This is a genomic window from Bdellovibrio bacteriovorus str. Tiberius, from assembly GCF_000317895.1.
Taxonomy (GTDB): domain Bacteria; phylum Bdellovibrionota; class Bdellovibrionia; order Bdellovibrionales; family Bdellovibrionaceae; genus Bdellovibrio; species Bdellovibrio bacteriovorus_F.
Genome location: NC_019567.1, coordinates 198,968 through 221,027 on the forward strand (window position 1 = coordinate 198,968; position 22,060 = coordinate 221,027).

The following is a 22,060-nucleotide window of genomic DNA, read 5'->3' on the forward strand; positions in this document are numbered from 1 at the left end:
AGATCACTGGCATTCAGCGAAATCTCGCGGAAAGGTGTCTCAAATTGTCACACCTGTCAGTGAAGTAACAGAAGACCCCTCTGGTTCCCTAACAAATGCATTATGACGTTGGCAGGGTCTTTGAAGTAAAGGCGGTGTTGACCGTGTGTGGAGGTATAGCATGCGCATTCATCTACAACTTGCTTTGTCTGTTTTAGCTCTGTCCGTGGCGGCTTGCTCCAATGGTGGTGGCGGTGGCGGTGCGGCTCCGGTTCCGACAACATCTACACCCACGCCAACTCCTGTCGATGTTCAGGGTGAATTCACCTATGAATACAAATTCAACGGCTGCACCACCGGTCGTCAGAAACTGACTTCCAAAAACGCTTATTGTGATGCCTTGTTGAACGATGCTTTGAATAACAACTGCGCCCGCGAAATGCGTATTGAGACCTACAACCGCATGTGCACCACCAACACTCAAGTCAGCAGTCCGGGCACTTTGCCGGCGATGAGCACGGCTCGTTGTGTGGTTAACGGGATGGATTTGAAAGATCGTACGTTCCTGCAGAATATGAATCCTTTCAATCCGCAACGACGTCAGATTTATCGCGACATGTTCTGGAGCGGAAAGAACGATCAGGGTTACGACATTCTGGGTAGTCTGGTTGATTCCTATGGCAAGGGCCGCTTGTTGTTAACACCATCGCAAACGGGTCGCGCCGCTTTGGGTGAAATCCAGCTGCATCAGCAGCGCGGGGACAGCAAGTTTTCCGTGCGTTCAGGCCTGGGTTCGCAGATCAGCCTGAAGGTCACCAATCTGGAAATTCAAAAAGAAGTCGAAGCGGTTTGTCTGTCGGACAAGTCTTTCAAGCGTACCAAGGCGGATCTGCGCCGGGTGAAATGCTCCCTGACTCACTCTGAATCCGGGCGCAAGGAAACCCGCCGTGATGAAGAGATCGTGTGGGATGTTGCCAACAAAGTAGAGCGCGAAATCTTCCGTGGACGTTCGACTGAAAGAATCACTCTGCGTCTGAAACCCGCTGCTGGTGGGCAAGACGAGCGCATCGCCATTGAGGCGGTGGATCTGGATATCGACAAAACCATGGTGGCGGAAACAACCTTGAACGAAGGTTTGGAGGTTCGCTTCCGTGGTCAGTTGACGGGCACGGACCTTGCGATCCAGTGCGCACCTGCGTCAAAATAAACTCAAAAAAGGCCTAAATATCAGTATTGACTCCGGTTTTTATAGAACCTAGACTTGAACTGTTTAAAGCCCGATGAATATTACACTGAAGTGAGATTCAGCATGAGTTTTTTTGACAAAGTTCAAGATTATTTTTCTAACGACATCGCCATTGACCTTGGCACCGCCAATACACTTGTTTACGTAAAAGGCCGCGGAATCATCCTTGATGAACCTTCCGTGGTTGCGGTCCAAAAAAATTATCGTGGCATGCAAAACCGCGTTCTTGCCGTAGGTAAAGAAGCCAAAGACATGTTGGGACGTACACCTGGCAGCATCGTGGCGATCCGCCCGATCAAAGACGGTGTTATCGCTGACTTCGAAGTCACTCAGTCCATGCTGAAATACTTCATCGGCAAATCCCTTGGCGAGAAAAAATCCTTCATCCGTCCTCGTATCATCATCTGCGTTCCTTACGGAATCACTCAGGTTGAAAAACGTGCGGTGAAAGAAGCAGCTCAGTCCGCAGGTGCCCGTGAGGTTTATCTGATCGAGGAACCAATGGCAGCGGCTATTGGTGCCGGTCTTCCGATCACGGAGCCATCCGGCAACATGGTTGTCGACATGGGCGGTGGTACTACGGGCGTGGCGGTGATTTCTTTGGGTGGTATTGTTTACTGCAAATCCATCAAAGTTGCCGGTGACAAGTTTGACGAGGCGATCGTGAACTACGTTCGTCGTCAGTTCAACCTTCTGATCGGTGAAAGAACTGCAGAAAACATCAAAATCCAAATCGGTAACGCTTATCCGTTTGAAGAGGAAAAATCCATGGAGATCAAAGGCCGTGACCTGGTGGCCGGTGCTCCGAAAACCATCGAGATCACTTCTTCTCAGGTGAACGATGCTTTGATGGATCCTTTGTCTGAAGTTGTTGATGCTGTTCGTACCGCGCTGGAAAAAACTCCACCGGAACTGGCTTCCGACATCGTGGATAACGGAATCGTTCTGACGGGCGGGGGCGCATTGCTGGCGAACCTGGACGTGCTTCTGAGAGAAAGAACTGGACTGCCGGTTTCTATCGCCGAAGACCCACTTTCCTGCGTGGTTATGGGTTCCGGTAAAGTTCTCGACCAACTTGACCTTCTCAGACAGCTTACAGTCGATTAGTATAGAAAGGGCATCCACGAAAGGGTGCCCTCGAACGCACGAATGGACTTAAAGGTGCTATGACCGAAGCTGACGTACAATCTATCGCTTTGTTTTTCTATTTTTCCTTGCTTGATGATCAAAAAGCGATAGAGGCTTCATCCCAAGCGCTGGCCCTTTGTCGGGCTCGCAAGGCGCGAAATCCTGATTTAAAAAATTCTGTAGCCATCGTTGCCGCCACCAAAACGGTTTGGGACAAATTTAAAGTGCGCGTTTCCCGCGGACGTCCCAACACCACCGTGGAATCGGGCTGGCTGATTCCTGATGCCGTCGATCTGGGCCCATGGCGTGAATTTCAGAAATCCGCCTCAGAAGACGAGCTATTGACCGTTATTTGGTCTAAAATCCTGAAGATAAGTGACGATGATATTTCAGCTGGTTTGGGCATTACCCAGGGCACTATTCGATATAGATTAGGCCGGGCGTTGCGCAAGCTGGGAAGCATGACCCAAGGTGTGAGTAAACTAAAGCATGGCTCAGCAGGAAAATAAAGTTCAGCTCTCCAAGAAAAATAAACGAGAGATTTCTCCGTTCATCGGGCATGAGCTGCTTTATGACTATTTGACGGGGACTCTGGATCCGGAACGCCGTTCCGCGGTTGAAGATCATGTGAAGTTCTCGCGCGATGCCCAGCTGGATCTGGGTAAAATCGAAAATGGTCAGAAGTACGCTGAACGCCTGGCCGACACACGTGTGTCCGAACCCATCATTTCACAAATCAACGCGCCTTCCAGCTATCTGACGGTGCTGATGCAAAAATCCAATTTCGACAAATGGCCTCAGGGTCTTAAATGGGGCTTGGAAGCTCTGGTTGTTGTCGGGGTGATTGTGACTTTGTTGTCCGTGACTCCATGGCAGAAAGTCATGCAGTTGGGCAGTTTGACCGGATCCAAAGATGTGATCCTGGCTGAAGTTTCCAAAACAGAAACCACCACCGTGGTGCAGGAAACTCCGGAATTCGTGGATGAAGGCGCTAAAGAGGCGACTCCTGCTGTAACGGCAAAAACTCCGGATAAACCTGCGGCAGCCACTCCGGTTGCGGTGGCTCCGGCGACACCGACACCAGCGGCACCGGCTGCGGTGGCGGCAAAACCTGAAAAACCGGCAGAGACTGCTCCAGCAGCGGCTTCTGGTGGGTTCCTTTATCGCGGTGAAATCTCTGCGACTAACATTGAAAGCATTGGCCCCAAGATCAATGACAAGATCCTTGAACTGGGTGGTCGTAAAGCCGGTTCCGTGGAACTGGGTTGGAAGAAAACTCCGACATCCATGTATTATCACCTTACAATTCCTGAGGCGAAGTATCAGGACCTGATGAACTATCTGGGCACTTATGGGAAGACCAAATTTTCCAAAGAAAAACACCCTCGTGTGATGCCGGACGGAATCATTCGTCTGATCTTCACTTTGGATGAATCCAAAAAGTGAAAACACTCCGGAAGAAACCCAAACGATCCCTGCGCACGATCTTGATCATCTGGTTCGTCCTGTTTTCAGTCGTGCCGCTGGCGTTCGTCACCGGTTATTCCATGATCAAATACGAAAAAGCCATCGATCATGAACTGTCCCAGCGCCTGAGCGGCAATGCCCGCGAAGTCGAATTGATTCTGGCGGATCTTTTGACAAGCATTCAGCAAAAGCGTGACCGTTATGTGCGTGATCCCAGCCTGGTGTATCACATGGCGGAAGGTGACAGTGGCACCATTCGCAATATTTCTTCCCAGTGGATCAAAGCCGACAATATTTCCAGTCTGACGTTCTTCAATCGTGAAGGCCGCATGCTGGCTTCGGTTTTCAAAGATGAAAAAGAAAACGTGCGCAGCTTCGTTCCCGTACAAGACGCCGTTTTCCTGTCAGCGAAATACATGGCACAGGTCAAAGATCAGCGTGAAATTTCCCTGGCTGAATTCGGTGACAAACAAAAAGTAAATCTGATCCTGATCTCTAAAATCACCGGGGCCGGTGGCCGTGTTGTGGGTTACATGGAACAGGTGATGGATCTGAACAAAGCCTTTGTATCCAGAATTAAAAGCCGCCTGAAGCTGGAACTGATTTTTTTCTCGGATAACGGTCAGGCCATTGTTGCCAGTCACCCGGATTTTTATCTTTATAAAAAAGACTTCTTCCGTCCTTATTTCCGTCCGGGGGCAGAGCCTTTCTTTGATCTGAATGTGCGCAGCACGCCATATGGCTTTTTGATCTATCCACTGGATTGGGGTATCACGAAGTTCTATGTGGCTTTGGGTGCTTCCAAGAGCGAAGCCAAAGCGGTTCTGAAGAACGTGAACTATGCCTTTATCAGCGTCGTGGGTGCGGTTATTGTTTTGTTGGTTCTGACGATTCTGGTGACTTCAAGCTGGGTTCTGAAGCCGCTTTACGAACTGGTTGAAGCCCTGCAGTCCTTTGAATCCCAGGAACAGGCCGTTACCATCCCGGTGAAAAACGACACTGAAATTGGTCTTCTGACAGAGTCCTTTAATGAAATGAGCAAAAAAATCTGGGTGGCCCGGTCGGATCTTCGCAAGAAAATTACCGAGCTTGAAGCGGCCAACAAAGAGCTGAAAGACACTCAGACCAAACTTGTTCACTCTGCAAAAATGGTCAGCCTGGGTCAGCTGGTGGCAGGTGTGGCGCATGAGCTGAATAATCCGATTGGATTTATTTACAGCAACATGACCCATCTTAAAGAATATTCTGAAAGACTGATCGAACTTGCTGAAGTCGCAGAAAAGGATCCGCCAAAACTTCCGGCCCTGAAAGAAGAGTACGAATTTGACTATATCGTGAAAGATCTGCCGAAGTTGGTGGCGTCTTGTCAGGATGGCGCTCGTCGTACCCGTGACATCGTTTTGGGTTTGCGCAATTTCTCTCGCTTGGAAGAAGCCAAACTGCAGGAAATCGACGTTCATCAAAGTTTGGATACAACTTTGAATCTGTTGCAGGGTGAAATCAAAAACCGTATCGAGATTCATCGCCAGTATGAGCCAACTCCGTTGATCCACTGTTATGCCAGCCAGGTGAATCAGGTGTTCATGAACATCCTGTCCAATGCAGTTCAGGCCCTTGAAGGCAGCGGTCACATCTGGATTTCCACTTCGGCTTTGAAGGACTATAAGGGTTCCAAGGACAAACGTGGTTGGGTGCAAGTCTCAATTCAAGACAGCGGTAAGGGCATGTCCGCCGATGTTCTGGAAAAGATCTTCGACCCCTTCTTCACCACGAAGGGTGTGGGTCAGGGGACAGGTTTGGGTTTGAGTATCTCTTACGGGATTGTTCAGAATCACGGGGGCGAAATTCAGGCCCGCTCGGAAGTGGGCGTAGGCACAGAGTTTATCGTGATCATCCCGGTTTATCCGCCGATTCAGGAAAAGAATCCCCAACTAATGTCCTAAAGCTTTAGTCCAGTTAATCCGAGAAGAAAGACATGCGTATCATGGCAGTCTTTCTTTCGATTTTGATGTTTTCCGGGATGGCAGTGGCAAAAAGTCATAAGCTGCATTTTTCTGGAAGAGTCGCAGAAAAAGTCGATGTGAAGACAGCGAAGAATGGTGAATTGCAAATCACCAAAAATTCACCTCACCTTAAAGTCGTAGTTCACAAGCGGGCTCCGGCTTCTGTTGTCACAGTTCAAGCGCCCTAAGACTAGTTGTTAAGAACTGGTTTAAGAAGTCTTCTTTTGCCTAAAAATAGCCCCTATCATTGGGATATATGGCAAAAATCATCTCAATGTCACTGATCCTGATTTCGGTAACTTTGGCAGTTCCGTCCCTTTCGTGGGCCTTCCGATTTTCTCCCATGGTTGTGGAGTTTGCTCCCAGTGGATCCAGATCCACTCAAGTGCTGGTGATTGAAAATCCCGGAGATGAAAAACTTCCCGTGCAAATTGAAGCCTTCGCTCGCACCACCAATCCCAAAGGGGAGGAAGTGCGCACCAAAACCGAAGACTTTGTGATCTATCCAGAGCAGGTTGTCCTGCTTCCAAAAGAAAAGCGCAATGTGCGCGTGTCATGGTCTGGCGAAATCAAGGACGGAAAAGAGAAAGCCTATCGCCTGGTGGCTTCACAATTGCCGGTGGACTTCCGCGAAAAGAACTCTGATCCGAAAAAAACCAGCGTAAATTTGAAGTTCCTTTTGCAGTATGTGGCCTCGGCTTATGTGATTCCGGAAGGGGCCGCACCCAAGGTCATCGTCAAGGAAGTGAAACGTGTGGGGGCCCGCAAAGTGGCCGTGACGTTCACTAATGACGGAAAAGCCCATAAGGTTTTGCTGTTCAAGCATTTGAAAATCAAAGCGGGTGAAACCGTGATTGCGGATCTGACCACTAACAAAGCCGTTGAATCCATCAATCTTCTGGCAGGCGACACTGCCACAGCCGAAGTTGAAACCGCAAAAGATGTCCCGGCCAATCAGGCTTTGAGCGCCACCATTGAATTGAAGGATCTTGAGAATTGAGATCCGGTTTTGTTTTGCTTCTTTTTCTTCTGCTTCCGGTGCTGGTCATGGCCCAAGGCCGTCCGCCGTTGGGGAAACCCTTCCTGATGGCGCCTGTGGTTTTGGATGGCCGTCCGCTGACGGAAGCCTGGCTGTTCCCGCGCGATCGTGCTGAAGAGTTTTCTGTCGAGGCGCGCACTTTGCTGGAAGCGGTAAAGCCCTACATGAAGGATGAATTGTTTTTGCGCCTGCAAAGCAATGTGACATCCGACGGTGTTTTGACCACGCAGTCTTTGGAGGCAGTGGGCTTTTTAGTGTCCTTTGATCCGCCCACGCTGGAGCTGCGATTAAGTCTGCCGGCCAAGTATCGCAAGGCCCAGGATCTGGATTTGAACTTTGTTGAATTTGAAAATCAGAAATATCTGCGACCCGATCAGCACAGTGGGTACTTGAATTTAAGAACCCAGCAATCCTGGCAATATGGGCCGGATGTGGAAAGTGAACGTCGCCCTCTGACGGGAAACCTGGAGCTGGTTGAAAACATCAGGGGCTTCGTCTTTGAATCCAGCGCGGATTTTTTAGAGGATGCCGATTCCCAATGGCGCCGGCAGGACACACGCATTCGCTATGACGATGAAGAGCGCATGATCCGCTACACCTTGGGGGATTTGACCTTCCGTTCGACCGGTTTTCAAATCACTCCGTCTATCGCGGGTCTTGCGGCAACGCGGGAATTTGCGATCCAGCCGTATAAAACTTTAAGACCGCTCAGTGACACGGAAATCATCATCAAACGAACTTCCATTGTGGAAATCTATGTCAACGGCCTGCTGTTCAGTCAGGTGCGTTTGGCTCCGGGGGTTTTCAATATTCGTGATTTCCCTTTGGCAACGGGCCAAAGCAATGTGCGTATCAAGGTGAAGGATGATCTGGGGCAGGAAGAGGTTTATGACTTCTCGCTGCTTTATGAAAACAGCCTGCTGGCTCGCGGGGTGGAAGAATTCTCGTACGCTGCGGGTCTTCCGTGGCAGGCATCCGGTGGTGACCGGGCTTATGATGATTCTGCTGCCTTTGTCAGTTTGTACAACCGCCGTGGGATCACGGATCAGCTGACCGTGGGTCTGAACTATCAGGGTTACTATGAAAAGATGCTTTTGGGCGCTGAGGTTTCCGGTGTGTCGAATCTGGGATATTTGTCTTTGCAGGTGGCTCAAGGGTCGCAGTCGTCTCAGGAAAGTGGTTTTGCCGAACGCTTGACGTATCGAAGTCTGGACAAGGTTATGGGCCGGCAAATGCCCTTGTTATTGGCGTTGGAGTTTGAAAATCAGGATCGTGAGTTCAGCCCGGTGACGGTGCAGGACCCGGTGGTGGATCCCTTGCGGTATTTGCGCCGTTATGATGCGCAGTTGAACTTCCGTTTGGATTCATCCTGGTTGTGGGGCGTGGGTGCCAACACTCTGGAATATATGACCGGTGAAGATCAGCGCACTTACAGATCCAACCTGATGATTCCGCTGAAAAGCCAGATGCGGCTGGAATTTGTGTATAATAAGATTCTTCAGGACAAAGAAGAAGACCGCTTCCTGATTTCATTCTATTGGAATGAAAGTCAGGGCTATTACAGTGCAAGTTCCTATTACGATTCACTTCAAAAAACCACCAATGCCACGGTGGCTCGCAACAACCGCTATCAGTATGATGACTATCGCTGGAATGCAAATATCCAAAACAGCGAGCTGGGTAACACCCGAAGCATTTCGGGGGAATATCTGAAGCAGCCCTTCAGTGTGCGATTGGATCACATGAACAATGCCCAGCAGGGGAGCGAATACAACCTGACGTCGTTGGGCTTGAATACCGGCTTTGCCTGGGTGGGTGGCCATGGAGCCTTCACGCAGCCGGTGACCGACAGCTTTGTGTTGCTTCACGCCAAGAACCTGGAGGACGGACAGGCTATCATGATCAATCCGACCGGGGATCGTGGGCAGGCTCAATTGGGGCCGCGCCGAACCGTGGTGCTGCGTGATCAGTCGTCTTACTACCGAAACACGGTGAACGTGGATATCACGTCTTTGCCGATGGGCTATTTACTGGATAAAGAATTCTATGGAACTCAAACCACTTATCGCAGCGGGATTTTGTTGGATCTGAAGATCGCTAAAAAAGTGATGGTGAAGGGTCAGTTGCTGACGTCTTCAGACAAAGCAGTGGAATACGCCGCCGGAGATGTGTTTGATGCCAACGGACAGCTTGTTGATAACACCTTCTTTACCAACAAACAGGGCCGCTTCCTGATTGAAGGATTGGAACCTGGTGTTTACCGGGTTGTGACAGATCAGTCGGGCCTTGCGCCATTCACATTTGAGATTCCAGGTAATGCCGATAAAATGCTTAATCTGGGCACTGTTAAAACCGGAACAAAGGAGCAACGATGAAACTGATCGTGGGTCTTCTGCTTGCAGCTCTTACTTTTGCCGCAGTCAGAGCTTCGGCCTGCTCTGCGATGGGCTTGATCTTGGCGCAGCCTGCGCCGTATTTCCAGACGGGCGGGACGATGAAGGACACCTTCAATGTCACTGTCTTTGGCAACACCACCAACGGAACCTGCAATTACTTTCTGACTTTCGATTACGGATCTTCGAATTCCTATACCAATCGTTCCGCGAAAAAAGGTTCTGATGTCTGGCCGTATCAGGTTTCAGCCGACAGCGCCGGTTTGCAGATCTTAAAGAAATTTCCGGAAGTGAATTCATGCTCGGATGTTATCTGCGACAAACTTCAGGGAAGTACCTTTTATAATACGAAGACGTCGTCTTACACGGTGGCATTTAATACGGCCAATGACTGGCGTTCGGCGGGAACTTACCTTGATACGGTGACGGTGCGTTTGTATCAGGGAAATACCTCGAACTATACGCTGGTGGCTTCGCAGGCGTTCCTGCTGACATTTGGTTCACACAAAAAGGCGGATTTGTCGGTGGTGTCTTCCGGGGGGACGTTTGATCTATCCAAAACCACTCACACCATCAACTTCGGAAATAATCTGACCACCGGGGCGCAGGGCACGGCTGATGTGATTGTGAAGTACAACTCGGGCTACAATCTGTTTGCCTGGTCTGACAACGGTGGAAAGCTGAAGCAGGTCAATGGCACAGACACGATTGATTATACGTTTAAGATCAACGGAACCACTTATGCGATCCCGTGGTGGACTCAGATTGCCACCCAGACGGGGACTTCCCCGGCCAGTGGGCTGGTGAATCCGGTGACGATCATCATCGGTAATACCAGCGGCAAGGCTCAAGGGTCGTACAGTGACACGATCAATCTGACTATTCAATCCAGCCAATAAAAAAAAGCCGGTCACTGGGACCGGCTTTTTAGTTTGTTTTTCAGTTTTTACAATTACTGAGCAGCGATCGTCACGGTCACAACGTCAGAGTATGTGCCGGATGGAAGAGCCGCAATTTCAGCTGCCGTGGAAGTGGCTTTAACAACCACAGAAACCGCAGAGCTTGTTTTCGCCGTCAAACCACCAGAAGAAGCTTCACATGCCGCCGTCAGAGCGCAGTCAGCAATAGTGATTTTTGCCGAGGAATAATCCAAAGAGTATTTTACTTTCGCTGTGCCTGGGCCGCGCAATTCACCGGCTTGAGCAGAGGACACCGTGATCTTGTAACCACCCGTGGAGTTGGAAACTTCATGGAAGATGCTTGCGAAGGTCTTGGAAGTCACCGCTCCGTTTACGATCTGATCCACATTCAGAGTCTGATCCACGTTGGCATCGTTGCCACCCATGCTGGTCAGGGAAAGATAAGTGTTGTTTCCAACAACACCAGTGATCGTCAAAGCGCCTTGGGAAGCGGCGAATGCGTTAACAGAGAAAGCCAGGGCACTGACAGCGGCAAGAGTTTTGATCATTTTCATGGAGGGGGGTCCTTTCAAAGGGGTTCGGGGGTAATGAGTTAAGTTGACAAGTTCTTAACTTCACTTTCTGTGCCGACACCGGAAAGGCCCTAAAGTGGTTAATGACTCGTGATTTGTGCGCAGTTTTTTGACATTTGAGACAAAATTTTAGCTCACCCGTTCGGCGTAGCCTGAAAAACCCGCGGCTTTGATCAAGGAAATGTTTGGAAGTCTCTGTTTTTAAACGAACTTTAACCGGGAACGTGAGGCAGTAAACCCACGGATCAATACTCTGAAAGTGTCTCATTTCAAGACAGTGCTAAACTTGAGAAATGGAACACATTGTCCGATAAGGGGCTTATGACATCGCAGAAGTCTCAAAAGGAAAACTCTATGCTTCTGGCTTTGCTGCTCTTTGTGGGGGCGGCAGTGATGATCTTTGTCTATTTGGGTTCAGAGGATCCACCGAAAAAAGTGGCCTCGGCCCCCGTCGCTGCGAAATCCGAAAAGTTTGAAAAGTCAGTGAACCGCCATCTGATGTTAACCAATGAAAAGATGGAGATGGCCCGCCAGCGCATGCAGGTGGAAAACGCGCGACTGATGAATTCGGATTTTAATTCCACCACGGCTCAAAGTGCTTATCACAATGAAAACCGTCTGGATTTGACTTCAGATACGCGTGCTCAGGAACTGGCAGAAGAGTTGGGACGTGGTTCGCGCAAAGAGGAAAGTCTTTCTCCGCACGACATTGTTCAGAAAGAACTATTCAACGCCGAACAACAGGCCGAATATTCTCAGGCTTATAAAGAAGAGTACGCTCGTCAGTTTGTTGAAAACGCCCGCCGTGGTGGATACCGCGTGATCTTAAGTGAAGATTTGTCCCGCGTTTTGTCGGTGACTCCGATTCGCAATCCAAGTGGTGCCGGGATGAATGTGTTCGACTACAGTTCTGAGGCTATACAGTAAGACTGCGTGACACGCGGGGCTTTCGCCATTTCTTAAAATACCCATGATCAGCCATGCTAAAATAGTTGTTTTCACAAACGACCAGATGATCGTTCAGGGGAATTTCAAACATCTGTGCCAGTTGATGAATTTTCCGGGTCAGGATCAGATCCTGTTCTGATGGCAGCACGTTCTGGCTGGGGTGATTATGCGCCAGAATAAATGAACTGGCATTGGCCTTGACCAGGCAGCGGAAGATGTCGCGCGGATGAATCATGCAAAAATCCACAGTCCCCCGAAACAGCATTTCTTTGCGCACCATATTCATTTGCGAGTCCAGGGCGATGACCCAAAGCTCCTCGGCATAGGGATTAATTTCGTTGCGCAGGATTTCATAGGCTTGCAGGCTTGTGGACACTTCTCTCATATTTGTCCTTTGTTGCAAAATTACGGGGTTTTTAATGGAAATCTGGCCTGATTTAGCGGACGGATTTAGGACAGCCGTCCTGAAACGGAGGGGCATGACTTGCGCCCCGAAATACCCCAGCATAGACTTTGGAAGTGTCCGAAATGGACAGGAAGGTATTATGAAAAAGAATCTGACTTTTGCAGCCGTGGCTCTTTCTTTCTTGGCACTGACCAGTTGTGGTCCGAAAGCTTTCGTGAAAGGCCAGTATGACGACGTGAACCGTGAAAATCTTTTGAATGATCAGTGGTCTGAAACTGACATGCAGAAAGCAGTTCAGGATCTGGTGGCAAGTTTGATGACTTCTCCATCCATCAATGGCGCTAAAAAAATGCCAGTGGTTATGGTGACCGGCCTTCAGAATAAAACCAGCGAACACATTGATACTCAAAGCATCATGGACATGGTTCGTGTTGAACTTATGAAATCCGGTAAAGTCGGCTTCATCGACAAGGAAGCCCGTCAGGATATCGCGGATGAATACAACTATCAGAATTCCGGCATGGTTGAAGAAGGCACCAAAAAAGGCCCAGGCGGTCAGATTGGCGCAGACTTCATCATCAACGGTCGTCTGGATTCCATCGTTCAGGAAGTCGGCAAAGACAAGTCCGTTTACTACAAACTGACTTTGAATCTGACCAACCTGAAATCCAGTATGATCACTTGGTCTGACCAGAAACAAATCCGTAAAACATTTAAAAAGAAATCCATCGGTCTATAATTGATGAATCGTTTTGCTCAAAGACTCACGCACGCCGTGGGTCTTTTTTTAGTTTTGCCCCTGATGGGCTGCGCGACTTACCAAAATAAGGTGCAGCCGGCCCGCGAGGCATTGGCTCGTCATGATTTCACCAAGGCACTGGCGGATTTAAAACCGCTGGCCGACAAGGAAAATGACGATCAGCTGGCGTACTTGATGGACTACGGTGTAGCCCTTCAGGTCGCCGGACAACTGAAAGAGAGCAATCAGATTCTGATGAAGGCCGACAAGCTGGCTGAACTGGTCGACTATCAGTCGGTTTCCCGCATTGCCGGTTCCCTGGCGCTGAACGAGGAAATGGTTCAGTACAAGGGCGACACTTTTGAAAAGATCTTCATCAATGCCTATCTGGCGATGAACTTCCTTGAGATGGATCAGCTGGATGAGGCTCTGGTTGAAGCCCGTCGTATCAATGAAAAATATCTGAAATACCGTGCCGATGAAAAGCAGGCGTTTGAACTGAACTCGTTCAGTAAGTATTTGTCGGCGGTGATCTGGGAAGCCAGTCGCAGTTATGACGATGCTTACATCGCCTATGCCGAAGCCTATAAAATTGACCCGTCCATTTCCACAATCCGCGAGGATCTGATTCGCTCGGCGAAACTGTCCCGTCGCATGGACAGCTACAAGGACTGGAAAAAGAAATTCCCCGATGTTGTGGAATCCGACCGTTGGTATGATCGCGCAAACGGGGAGCTGGTGATTATTTATCAGCAGGGTTGGGGACCGCGAAAATCCGCGGGTAAAAATAATGGTCATACATTACCAACACTGGTGCCGGTGGTCAGCCAAACTCAACGAGCTCGCCTGTATCTTTCCACCGACGTTGAACCTTTCTTAAGCCGCGAAGTTTACGATGTGCAGTCTGCTGCCATTAAAACCCTGGAAGAGGATTACGGAATTCTTTTCGCTAAACGAGTGGCGGGTGTTGCCACCAAAGCGGTGTTGTCCGATCAAATCCGTCAGCAAAATCAGGCCTTGGGGGATTTGGCTTACATCGCCTTGTTGATGGCGGATCGTGCGGATGTGCGACAGTGGTCTTTCCTGCCTCAGACTATTCAAATCATCCGGGTTCCGTTGCGCGCGGGAACCTACAAGTTCCGCCTGGAAGGTGTGGACTACAGCAATGCATCCACCGGGGAAGGTCTTGATTCCCGTGACGTGGAAATCAAAGCCGGTCAGAAGAAATTCGTGATCTGGAGATCCTTGAAATAGCTTATTTTGAATAAAAAAAAGGCCCCGCATTGCGGAGCCTTCTTTAGAAACCCTTGCTGAAAGGTCTTCTTAGTTGTTCAACAAAGAAGTGCCTGGCAGGTTTGGAGTTTCGTCGTCTTGTTGAAGACCTGGAAGTACAGTCGCTTTTTCAGCAGCTACTTTAGCAGTAGTGTCTGTGTTGTAGCGAGTCGCCGCAGTTGCAACGCGGTTTTCCAAGTTTTGTTTAACGCTGTCAGTAGAAGCGTTTTCAACAACCGTGTTCACTTGTTGCTTGGTCATGTAGTCCTGAGGGAACGCGCCAAGTTTAGCCAAGTAACCAGAGATGCTGCCGTTACCGTTCTGGATGATCTCACGCAGTGTGAAAAGAGGAGCGTACTGAGATGCTTTCTTTTCAGCCTCGAAGATGATCTGAGTCAGAGTCGCAGCAGTGATGTCATTTTTAGACTTGTTGTCGATAACCATCACTTCTTCGTTAGTGCGGATCATCTTAGCGATATCGTCCAAAGTCACATAGCAGCTTTGTTGAGTGTCGTAGAGTTTGCGGTTCTGATAGCGCTTGATGATTTTAACTTTAGAATTTGGCTTCGATGTCATTGTTTCGTTTTGGTTGATCAAAAGTGCCTCCCAATTTGAAATTTCCCCAAAGTCCCAAGGGGTTAACAGTGCCTTATGATTCGGCGTCCCCTTGCGGATGGGCGCAACCTATCCCTGCCGCCACCCCTTGTCAAGGGGTCCAAAAATCAAAAGAAAAGACTCTAGGCGTTATTTTTTCTGCAAATAGCCATTCGTTTTTTCGAATTTTACAGACCTTTGTCTAAAGTTTTTTCCAAAGCCCGCCGAAATGTTTAAGGACGACCTTCAATCTTTGGCGGATAATTAATGAAAAATGAGCAAAAACAAGAGTTTAAGTCCTCTGGTGTCTTGGCCCTGCTGGGTCTTGTAGGGTTTTCTACGGCCATCATTGCGACCCCCTGGAATCGCCAGATTCAGGACTCTAAAAGTGAGACAGCCCGCCAAAAAGCAGAGGTCGTAGGGTACCAAGTTGTACAAATTTACCGCGAAGCATCAAAAAATACAGTGTCGGAAGACAAAGCCGGAGGCAGGCTGCCAGCTTCGGTTTCAGAGGATAAGTCCGCTTTGAATGCTGAAAACCTGCGCAGCACGGGGACCATGGGAACCGACCCGTGGGGGCAGCCGTATCGCTATCGCATTCTGTCCGGAGCCGCCGATGCTGCCGGCAAGATCAAAATCCTGGTGTGGTCGTCCGGTCCAAACCAGAAAATCGAAACGGCATCTCTCGATGACGAGGCTAAATCCCTGGACACTCAGCCTCTTTATGAAGGCGATGATCTGGGAGTCCTTCTGAGTGTGTCTCATAACTAGGCACTTTCTCATCCGCGTCCTTGGTCGCGTTTCCTCAATGGGCGCTTAAGCCGCATCAAGCAATTCTCATAAGAAGCCGATCAGCCTAGTGACTAAGGAGATTTCATGTTTCCATACACTAGGACCGCAATCATCGTTCCTTTCCTGATGACCCTCACGGCTTGCGCGACCTTCACGTCAAATGAGTCTGACGATAAAGCCCCATACTACGAGGCATCATTCAACGATAGAAATCGCGCTCCTGCTTCCTTTGCTCCGGCGGTGGTCTCTCCGGAAGACAACGGTGCGGCCTCCTTGGATCCACTCTATATGCGCACTCAGGCGGACTATTACTTCGCGATGGGTGAGGCTTACGCTCTGGAAGGCAACTCCCAGAAAGCGGTTGAAGCTTTCAAGATGGTTCTTATTTACGACACGAACTCTCCGGCCGTGAACATGCGTCTTGCGGCAGAATTCCTGAAGCAGGGCATGATCACCGAATCTTTGGCGCAGGCTGAAGAAGCGGTGGCAAAAGATCCTAAGAACGTCGACAGCCACTTGTTGCTGGGTGGTTTGTATTCTTCCCTGAAGCTTTATCCAAAAGCGATGGAGCAATACAACACCGTGATGAAGCTTCAGCCCGAGAACACTGAAGCGCCACTTTACATTGGTGCTTTGTATTCTGAACAGAAGCAGTCTGACAAAGCGGTGAAGTACTTTGAATCCCTGCTGAAAAATCCTGAATACAACACTCCATACCTGGCTCACTATTATATCGGACGTGTGCGTCTGGAGCAGTCTGAAGCCAAATATCAAAAGGCGGCAGAGGCTTCCTTCAAGAAAGCTCTGGAGCTGAAGCCGGACTTCGCTGATGCGGTTCTGACTTTGGGTGTTCTTTATTCCAAGCAGAAAACGGAAGACAAAGCCGTGTCCCTGTACCGTGCTTTCCAGAAAGAAAACTCTCCAAGCCCGCGTGTGGCAGAAGTCCTGGCGCAGATCTATATCGAGCGCGGTGACTATGAAAATGCCTACGAGCAGCTGGAAGTGATGGAAAATGATTCCGACGAGCCACTGAATGTTCGCATGAAAATGGCTTTGATTCTGATTGAACAAAAACGATACGACACTGCGGTGGCGAAACTGGAAGAGATTCTGAAGGATGCTCCAGAGTCTGACAAAGTTCGTTTCTATCTGGCAGCGGTTTATGAAGAAACCCGTCAGCATGAAAAAGCCGTTAAAGAGTACACGAAGATCCCGTCCACCAGCACTTATTATGGTGAAGCCGTGGTTCACGCTGCTTACCTGCTAAAAGGGTTGGGCCGTTTGAATGAAGGTTTGGAAGTGGCGGCAGCGGGTTTGAAAGCACGCCAGGATCAGCCTCAGATCTTTGCGATGTATGCTTCCTTGCTGGATGAAAAAGGCGACTACAAAAATGCTTCCGCGACGCTGGAGCAGGGTTTGAAAAAGTTCCCGGAAAACGCGCAGCTTCGTTTCTATTACGGTACGATCAACGACCGTATGGGCAACAAAGATGTGGTTGTGACCGAAATGCAAAAGGTTCTGGAACTGGATCCAAACCACGTGCAGGGTTTGAACTATCTGGCCTTCACCTGGGCTGAAATGGGTGTGAAACTTCCGGAAGCAGAAAAACTGGCGCGTCGTGCGCTGGAGCTTGAGCCGACGGATGGCTATGTTCTGGATACTCTGGGTTGGATCTTGTACAAACAAAGCAAGTTCGCTGAATCCATCAAGTTCCTGGAGGCTGCTTACAAACATCAGTCCACAGTCAGCATCATTGCTGAACACTTGGGTGATGCTTACTACAAGCACTCGATGGTGGAAAAAGCCAAGAAGATGTACAAGAAAGCCGCAGACCTTGAAACTGAGCCTAAAAAAGTTCAGGAAATCCGCAGCAAGATCACTGCCATTGAAAAGCAGGAGCTGAACGGTACACCTCGCCTGCCAGCTTCGGTTGAAAAGCCAGTGGCAGAACACGCTTCTGAAAAATAGATTCTAAATTTAAAATTGAAACTAAAAAGCCCGCAGTTTCGCGGGCTTTTGCTTTTTGTGCTTAAGAGGCTGGTTCGGTTTTCTTTTCCTGAAGCAGGCCCCGTTCTTTGGTGGCCAGGAATGAATAGTGAGTGACATAGAAGATCAGCGGCAAAGTCACAATGAATCCGGCGCCCCACATAATTCCTGAAATCAACACGGCCAGCGCCATGTAAAAAGCGATGATGAAATATTCGCGGAAGTTTTTTATCGATGCCAGGGCGGCAATATCAACCGATCTTGCAAGAGCAGTCCCGTTTTCAATGGTCATGCGCAAGGCATGAGTCAGCACCAGATAGAAATACACTGCCAGAATCAGCAGACCCCAGGACATCGGGACGGTGTGCAGGAAATCCTGCGGGCTTTCCAGGACTCCGATGGCCGACCCCAACAGCGTGCTGGTCGGTAAAAGAATCAAAGAGCAGATAATAAATGACAGGGCATTTTCCTTCAGGAAATTCAGATCCCGTGGCCAGGCCTTCGTTGTCAGATAGCGATTGGTCACTTCCTGCAAAAACAGCAGGCCAAAGGAAATCAGCAGGGCACTAACATAAGGAGTAAAGCGCACCGCCAGAACGAACAGGGTGGCCGTACAGCCCAAAAAGAGGCTGTTTTTCCAGTCCGTTTTTAATTGAATCAAGGCTTGTTTAAGGGAATTCATTTCTCTATGCTAAGGCAATGATGAACAGGTTCAATTATTTTTTCATGTTCGTATTAACCCTTTTCCTTTCCGGGTGTGTCACTAAGACAGTGAAAGAGGGTGCGTTTCAAAAAGCGCAGTGGGAAACCAAGGCCCTGATCAAAAATCAGAAGGAAAATAAGACCCAGTCATTAAATATAGATATCTTCGCGATCAAAAACGAAAGAGCGCGCTTTGAAATCACTGCTTTGCTGGGGTTTCAGGTGGCCAGTGTTGTGATGAGCCCGACAGAGATCTCTTACGCTGTTTATCCTCAAAAGACGTTCTTCTATGGGCGCAATACCGAACGGGCGTTCGCCAATGTGATTGGCATGCCTTTGCATCCGATGAATCTGGCCAACATCGCTTTTGATGAACCTGTCAGAGGACCCGGTTGGAAATGTGGATTGGATCCCGCAGGGCTTATTTATCAATGTGAGAATAGCGCAAAACAAACGCGCGTCGAATGGCTCAATCGAAAAGAAGGGCAAAAGAAAGTCGTAATTACGGCCCCGCAATTTGAAATGCAGTGGCTGTTTGAAGCACCCAAGACTGAGGTCCAGTTTAAACCAGAGCTGTTCACCTTGAGACAACCGCAAGGGTTCAAAGCAATACAACTAAATTAAAAAACTCGTTAACCGTCTAGTAATGAGGCATACTCTAACAGAGTAGGTGTGTCACCAATCACCTTGGGGAGAGAATATGGCCTCTAAGTTTGATCTGCATTCACTGGTCGCCAACTGGCAAAACTCAAGCACTCATGCCAAAGAGCATTGGAGTGGCACCTTCGAGGAATATCTCGACCTGGTAAAACAAAATCCCAAAATCACGCGAAACGCCTATCAGCGCATGTATGACATGATCGTTGAGGAAGGCACTGAAAACTATATCGATTTTAAAAAAGAAGTCATTCGCTACAAGTTCTTCGATGACGTTCACAACAACGGCAAAGACGCGGTCTTCGGTCTTGATGTGCAGTTGATGAAATTGGTGAATGTTCTGAAAGCAGCAGCCCTGGGTTACGGAACCGAGAAACGTGTGATCCTGCTGCACGGGCCGGTGGGAAGTGCGAAATCCACCATCTGCCGCATGCTGAAAAAAGGCCTTGAGCGCTATTCGCACACCAAGCAGGGTGCGGTGTACACGTTTGAATGGATCGATGAAAAGCTTGAGCTTGATGGCATTCTTGGAAAAGGTGTGAAGGTCTTCCATTCCCCAATGAATGAAGAGCCTTTGCTGTTGATTCCGGAAGAGCTTCGTTCCACGGTTTATGATTCCATCAACAAAGGCCAGGAAGGCAGCTTCCGTGTGCATGTGGATGGTGAATTAAGCCCGCCTTCCCGCTTTATCTTTAAAGCCCTGATGGAAAAATACGACGGCAACCTGATGCAGGTTCTGTCGCACGTGCGTGTGAAAAGATTGTTCATCTCTGAAGCGGACCGTGTGGGTATTGGTACCTTCCAGCCAAAAGATGAAAAGAATCAGGACTCCACCGAGCTTACGGGTGACATCAACTATCGTAAAATTGCTGAATACGGATCTGATTCCGATCCGCGTGCTTTTAACTTTGACGGGGAGTTCAACGTCGCCAATCGCGGCATGATCGAATTCGTCGAGGTTTTGAAGCTGGATGTGGCCTTCCTGTACGATCTGTTGGGGGCTTCGCAAGAGCACCGTGTGAAACCTAAAAAATTCGCACAGACCCATATCGATGAAGTGATCATCGGGCACACGAATGAGCCGGAATACCGTCGTTTGCAAGACAATGAATTCATGGAAGCTCTTCGTGACCGTACCGTGAAGATCGACATTCCGTACATCACGCGCTGGAGAGATGAAATCAATATTTACAAACGCGATTTCAATTCCCAGAAAGTGCGTGGAATCAGTATTGCTCCGCATACGGTGGAAATGGCTGCGATGTGGGCGATTCTGACCCGTCTGGAAAAACCGAAGAAAGCCAATTTGACCCGTTTGCAGAAACTGAAGCTGTACAACGGAAAAACGCTGCCGAACTATACTGAAGACAACGTGCGTGAGCTTCGTAAAGAAACTCTGCGCGAGGGTCTTGAGGGTATTTCCGCCCGTTATATCCAGGATAAACTTTCCAACGCCCTGGTGGCGGCTCAGCAGTCCAACAAAGGATCTGTGAATCCGTTCATGGTGTTTAAAGAGCTTGAATCCGGTTTGAAAAGCCACTCGTTGATTGCCAATGAAGAGCTGAAGACCGAATTCAAAGAGCTTCTGGGTGTGGTCATGCAGGAGTACGAGGAAATCATCAAAGCTGAGGTGCAAAGAGCCATCAGTGCTGATGAAAGTGCCATGCAGCGACTGTGCGCCAACTATATTGATAACGTCAAAGCCTATACGCAAAGAGAACGAGTTCGCAATCAGTTCACCGGTAACGACGAGGAACCGGATGAGCGTCTGATGCGATCTATCGAAGAGAAGATTGAGATCCCAGAGTCCCGTAAGGATGATTTCCGCCGCGAGATCATGAACTACATCGGGGCCCTGGCTTTGGAAGGCAAGAAGTTCAATTATAAAATGAACGAACGCCTGCACAAAGCCATCGAATTGAAGCTCTTCGAGGATCAGAAAGACAGCATCAAGCTGACCACTTTGGTAAGCAACGTTGCTGACAAAGACACTCAAGAGAAAATTGATATTGTAAAAACCCGTCTCATCAAGGACTTCGGTTACGATGAAATCTCTGCTACGGATGTATTGCATTACGTGGCAAGTATCTTCGCCCGAGGGGACGTAAAGAATAAATAATGTCGATACGCGAAGACCATAACAGATTCAGAGAGATCGTTAAAGGCAAGGTCAAAGAGGATCTGCGCAAGTACGTCTCTCAGGGCGAAATGATCGGGAAGCGTGAAGATGAATTCGTGAAGATTCCGCTTCCGCGCATCGATATTCCCAACTTCCGGTACGGTCCCAAACAACAGGGCGGGGTCGGTCAGGGGGAAGGGCAGCCGGGTCAGGATGTCGGTGATCCGGGTGAAGGCGGACAGGGTCAGGCCGGAGAAGCTCCGGGCGAACACCTTGTCGAAGTCGAAATGTCGATGGATGAACTGGCAGAGATTCTGGGTGAAAAACTGGAATTGCCGCTGATTCAGCCCAAGGGCGCCAAAAACATTGACTCCCTGAAGACAAAATTCACAGGCCTTGCGCCAGTGGGCCCCGAGGGCTTGCGCCACTTTAAATCCTCTTATAAACGCGCTTTGAAGCGCATGGTGGGTTCCGGAACTTATAATTCCGAAGACCCGCTGGTGCTGCCGATCCGCCGGGATATGCAGTACAAGTCCTTCAAGAAAGTGCAGCAGCCACAAACTCAGGCCGTGGTCATCTATATGATGGACGTGTCGGGTTCCATGGGTGAAGAGCAGAAGGAAATCGTCCGTCTGGAAAGCTTCTGGATCAACACCTGGCTGCGCAAACACTATAAGGGCCTTGAAACCAGATTTATCATTCACGACGCCTCGGCAAAAGAGGTGGACGAAGACACGTTCTTCCGCACCAGTGAATCCGGTGGAACCCTGATCAGCTCGGCCTATAAGCTGTGTCAGGAAATCATCCAGACGGACTATCCCACGAATGAATGGAACATTTATCCGTTCCATTTTTCAGATGGCGATAACTGGTCGGGCGAGGATACGCGTCTATGTGTTAAGATGCTGCAGGAATTCTTCCTGCCGAACTGTAACGTTTTCAGTTATGGCCAGGTGGAAAGTAAATACGGCAGCGGGCAGTTCCTGAAGGATCTGCAAAAGGAATTTGGCGAGGATGAGAGGCTGACTTTGAGTCAGATCGAAAACCGCGACAAGATCCTGGATTCAATCAAAGATTTCCTGGGGAAAGGGAGATAGC

21 protein-coding genes are annotated in these 22,060 nt (G+C 49.2%); 17 read left to right on the forward strand and 4 right to left on the reverse strand.

What is annotated here, in order from left to right:
- Positions 1–160 precede the first annotated feature (160 nt).
- From BDT_RS00960 to BDT_RS01000, 9 genes are all read left to right on the forward strand, one after another.
- A complete protein-coding gene (locus BDT_RS00960) occupies positions 161–1,186 on the forward strand; it encodes a hypothetical protein (RefSeq protein WP_015089391.1) in 1,026 nt (341 codons plus the stop codon).
- Between the two features lie 102 nt (positions 1,187–1,288).
- Positions 1,289–2,332 (forward strand): rod shape-determining protein, encoded by a 1,044-nt coding sequence (locus tag BDT_RS00965; RefSeq protein ID WP_015089392.1) that lies wholly within the window; start codon positions 1,289–1,291, stop codon positions 2,330–2,332.
- A gap of 59 nt (positions 2,333–2,391) precedes the next feature.
- Entirely contained in the window at positions 2,392–2,862 is a 471-nt protein-coding gene (locus BDT_RS00970) for a hypothetical protein (protein WP_015089393.1), read from the forward strand.
- A complete protein-coding gene (locus BDT_RS00975; RefSeq protein ID WP_015089394.1) occupies positions 2,843–3,799 on the forward strand; it encodes a zf-HC2 domain-containing protein in 957 nt (318 codons plus the stop codon). Before BDT_RS00970 ends, BDT_RS00975 begins: the two co-directional genes overlap by 20 nt.
- On the forward strand, positions 3,796–5,763 hold the full coding sequence (locus BDT_RS00980; protein WP_015089395.1) for a HAMP domain-containing sensor histidine kinase: 1,968 nt from the start codon (positions 3,796–3,798) through the stop codon (positions 5,761–5,763). Before BDT_RS00975 ends, BDT_RS00980 begins: the two co-directional genes overlap by 4 nt.
- A 32-nt stretch (positions 5,764–5,795) precedes the next feature.
- Positions 5,796–6,011, forward strand: coding sequence for a hypothetical protein (locus BDT_RS00985; RefSeq protein ID WP_015089396.1), 216 nt, complete (start codon positions 5,796–5,798; stop codon positions 6,009–6,011).
- A 68-nt stretch (positions 6,012–6,079) separates the two neighbouring features.
- Entirely contained in the window at positions 6,080–6,823 is a 744-nt protein-coding gene (locus BDT_RS00990) for a fimbrial biogenesis chaperone (RefSeq protein WP_015089397.1), read from the forward strand.
- Positions 6,820–9,237 carry a fimbria/pilus outer membrane usher protein gene (locus BDT_RS00995; protein ID WP_015089398.1) on the forward strand — a complete coding sequence of 806 codons (2,418 nt, stop codon included), beginning with the start codon at positions 6,820–6,822 and terminating at the stop codon, positions 9,235–9,237. Before BDT_RS00990 ends, BDT_RS00995 begins: the two co-directional genes overlap by 4 nt.
- Positions 9,234–10,154, forward strand: coding sequence for a hypothetical protein (locus tag BDT_RS01000; RefSeq protein WP_015089399.1), 921 nt, complete (start codon positions 9,234–9,236; stop codon positions 10,152–10,154). The genes BDT_RS00995 and BDT_RS01000 overlap by 4 nt, the downstream gene beginning before the upstream one ends.
- Positions 10,155–10,207: 53 nt before the next feature.
- Here the strand turns inward: BDT_RS01000 and BDT_RS01005 are convergent, their stop codons facing one another.
- Positions 10,208–10,729, reverse strand: coding sequence for a hypothetical protein (locus BDT_RS01005; RefSeq protein ID WP_015089400.1), 522 nt, complete (start codon positions 10,727–10,729; stop codon positions 10,208–10,210).
- A 339-nt stretch (positions 10,730–11,068) separates the two neighbouring features.
- Here BDT_RS01005 and BDT_RS01010 point away from each other — a divergent pair, with 339 nt between their 5' ends.
- On the forward strand, positions 11,069–11,674 hold the full coding sequence (locus tag BDT_RS01010; RefSeq protein ID WP_235046214.1) for a hypothetical protein: 606 nt from the start codon (positions 11,069–11,071) through the stop codon (positions 11,672–11,674).
- Here BDT_RS01010 and BDT_RS01015 read toward each other — a convergent pair.
- A complete protein-coding gene (locus BDT_RS01015; protein ID WP_235046215.1) occupies positions 11,664–12,080 on the reverse strand; it encodes a JAB domain-containing protein in 417 nt (138 codons plus the stop codon). The two genes, BDT_RS01010 and BDT_RS01015, sit on opposite strands and share 11 nt — an antisense overlap.
- A 160-nt stretch (positions 12,081–12,240) precedes the next feature.
- Between BDT_RS01015 and lpoB the strand changes: the two genes are divergently transcribed.
- Together lpoB and BDT_RS01025 are read left to right on the forward strand one after the other, a co-directional pair.
- Positions 12,241–12,840: a penicillin-binding protein activator LpoB gene (lpoB, locus tag BDT_RS01020; protein ID WP_015089403.1), complete on the forward strand. Its 600-nt coding sequence runs from the start codon at positions 12,241–12,243 to the stop codon at positions 12,838–12,840.
- A gap of 3 nt (positions 12,841–12,843) precedes the next feature.
- Positions 12,844–14,094, forward strand: a complete 1,251-nt coding sequence (locus BDT_RS01025) for a COG3014 family protein (protein WP_015089404.1) — start codon at positions 12,844–12,846, stop codon at positions 14,092–14,094.
- A gap of 69 nt (positions 14,095–14,163) precedes the next feature.
- Here the strand turns inward: BDT_RS01025 and BDT_RS01030 are convergent, their stop codons facing one another.
- Positions 14,164–14,709: a polyhydroxyalkanoate synthesis regulator DNA-binding domain-containing protein gene (locus BDT_RS01030; RefSeq protein ID WP_011162824.1), complete on the reverse strand. Its 546-nt coding sequence runs from the start codon at positions 14,707–14,709 to the stop codon at positions 14,164–14,166.
- Between the two features lie 264 nt (positions 14,710–14,973).
- On the opposite strand from BDT_RS01030, the gene BDT_RS01035 reads away from it, so the two are divergent.
- Positions 14,974–15,477 (forward strand): hypothetical protein, encoded by a 504-nt coding sequence (locus tag BDT_RS01035; RefSeq protein ID WP_015089405.1) that lies wholly within the window; start codon positions 14,974–14,976, stop codon positions 15,475–15,477.
- A 105-nt stretch (positions 15,478–15,582) separates the two neighbouring features.
- The gene (locus BDT_RS01040; protein WP_041576775.1) at positions 15,583–17,466 is read left to right on the forward strand and encodes a tetratricopeptide repeat protein; all 1,884 of its coding nucleotides are present in this window, start codon (positions 15,583–15,585) and stop codon (positions 17,464–17,466) included.
- A 61-nt stretch (positions 17,467–17,527) separates the two neighbouring features.
- Here BDT_RS01040 and BDT_RS01045 read toward each other — a convergent pair whose 3' ends face one another.
- The gene (locus BDT_RS01045; protein WP_015089407.1) at positions 17,528–18,166 is read right to left on the reverse strand and encodes a hypothetical protein; all 639 of its coding nucleotides are present in this window, start codon (positions 18,164–18,166) and stop codon (positions 17,528–17,530) included.
- 89 nt (positions 18,167–18,255) lie between these two features.
- Here BDT_RS01045 and BDT_RS01050 point away from each other — a divergent pair, with 89 nt between their 5' ends.
- The 3 genes from BDT_RS01050 (at position 18,256) to BDT_RS01060 (ending at position 22,059) form a co-directional block, all read left to right on the forward strand.
- A complete protein-coding gene (locus tag BDT_RS01050; RefSeq protein WP_235046216.1) occupies positions 18,256–18,810 on the forward strand; it encodes a hypothetical protein in 555 nt (184 codons plus the stop codon).
- 76 nt (positions 18,811–18,886) lie between these two features.
- A complete protein-coding gene (locus BDT_RS01055; protein ID WP_015089409.1) occupies positions 18,887–20,962 on the forward strand; it encodes a PrkA family serine protein kinase in 2,076 nt (691 codons plus the stop codon).
- The gene (locus tag BDT_RS01060; protein WP_015089410.1) at positions 20,962–22,059 is read left to right on the forward strand and encodes a DUF444 family protein; all 1,098 of its coding nucleotides are present in this window, start codon (positions 20,962–20,964) and stop codon (positions 22,057–22,059) included. The genes BDT_RS01055 and BDT_RS01060 overlap by 1 nt, the downstream gene beginning before the upstream one ends.
- The last annotated feature ends 1 nt before the right edge of the window (position 22,060 follow it).

Coding starts and splice junctions, on each gene's coding strand:
- BDT_RS01025 (WP_015089404.1), top strand. CDS start 12,844: ATGAATCGTTTTGCTCAAAGACTCACGCACGCCGTGGGTCTTTTTTTA.
- BDT_RS01005 (WP_015089400.1), bottom strand. CDS start 10,729: ATGAAAATGATCAAAACTCTTGCCGCTGTCAGTGCCCTGGCTTTCTCT.
- BDT_RS00975 (WP_015089394.1), top strand. CDS start 2,843: ATGGCTCAGCAGGAAAATAAAGTTCAGCTCTCCAAGAAAAATAAACGA.
- BDT_RS00965 (WP_015089392.1), top strand. CDS start 1,289: ATGAGTTTTTTTGACAAAGTTCAAGATTATTTTTCTAACGACATCGCC.
- BDT_RS01045 (WP_015089407.1), bottom strand. CDS start 18,166: ATGAATTCCCTTAAACAAGCCTTGATTCAATTAAAAACGGACTGGAAA.
- BDT_RS01040 (WP_041576775.1), top strand. CDS start 15,583: ATGTTTCCATACACTAGGACCGCAATCATCGTTCCTTTCCTGATGACC.
- BDT_RS01015 (WP_235046215.1), bottom strand. CDS start 12,080: ATGAGAGAAGTGTCCACAAGCCTGCAAGCCTATGAAATCCTGCGCAAC.
- BDT_RS01035 (WP_015089405.1), top strand. CDS start 14,974: ATGAAAAATGAGCAAAAACAAGAGTTTAAGTCCTCTGGTGTCTTGGCC.
- BDT_RS00985 (WP_015089396.1), top strand. CDS start 5,796: ATGCGTATCATGGCAGTCTTTCTTTCGATTTTGATGTTTTCCGGGATG.
- lpoB (WP_015089403.1), top strand. CDS start 12,241: ATGAAAAAGAATCTGACTTTTGCAGCCGTGGCTCTTTCTTTCTTGGCA.
- BDT_RS01055 (WP_015089409.1), top strand. CDS start 18,887: ATGGCCTCTAAGTTTGATCTGCATTCACTGGTCGCCAACTGGCAAAAC.
- BDT_RS01060 (WP_015089410.1), top strand. CDS start 20,962: ATGTCGATACGCGAAGACCATAACAGATTCAGAGAGATCGTTAAAGGC.
- BDT_RS00960 (WP_015089391.1), top strand. CDS start 161: ATGCGCATTCATCTACAACTTGCTTTGTCTGTTTTAGCTCTGTCCGTG.
- BDT_RS00990 (WP_015089397.1), top strand. CDS start 6,080: ATGGCAAAAATCATCTCAATGTCACTGATCCTGATTTCGGTAACTTTG.
- BDT_RS01010 (WP_235046214.1), top strand. CDS start 11,069: ATGACATCGCAGAAGTCTCAAAAGGAAAACTCTATGCTTCTGGCTTTG.
- BDT_RS00970 (WP_015089393.1), top strand. CDS start 2,392: ATGACCGAAGCTGACGTACAATCTATCGCTTTGTTTTTCTATTTTTCC.
- BDT_RS01000 (WP_015089399.1), top strand. CDS start 9,234: ATGAAACTGATCGTGGGTCTTCTGCTTGCAGCTCTTACTTTTGCCGCA.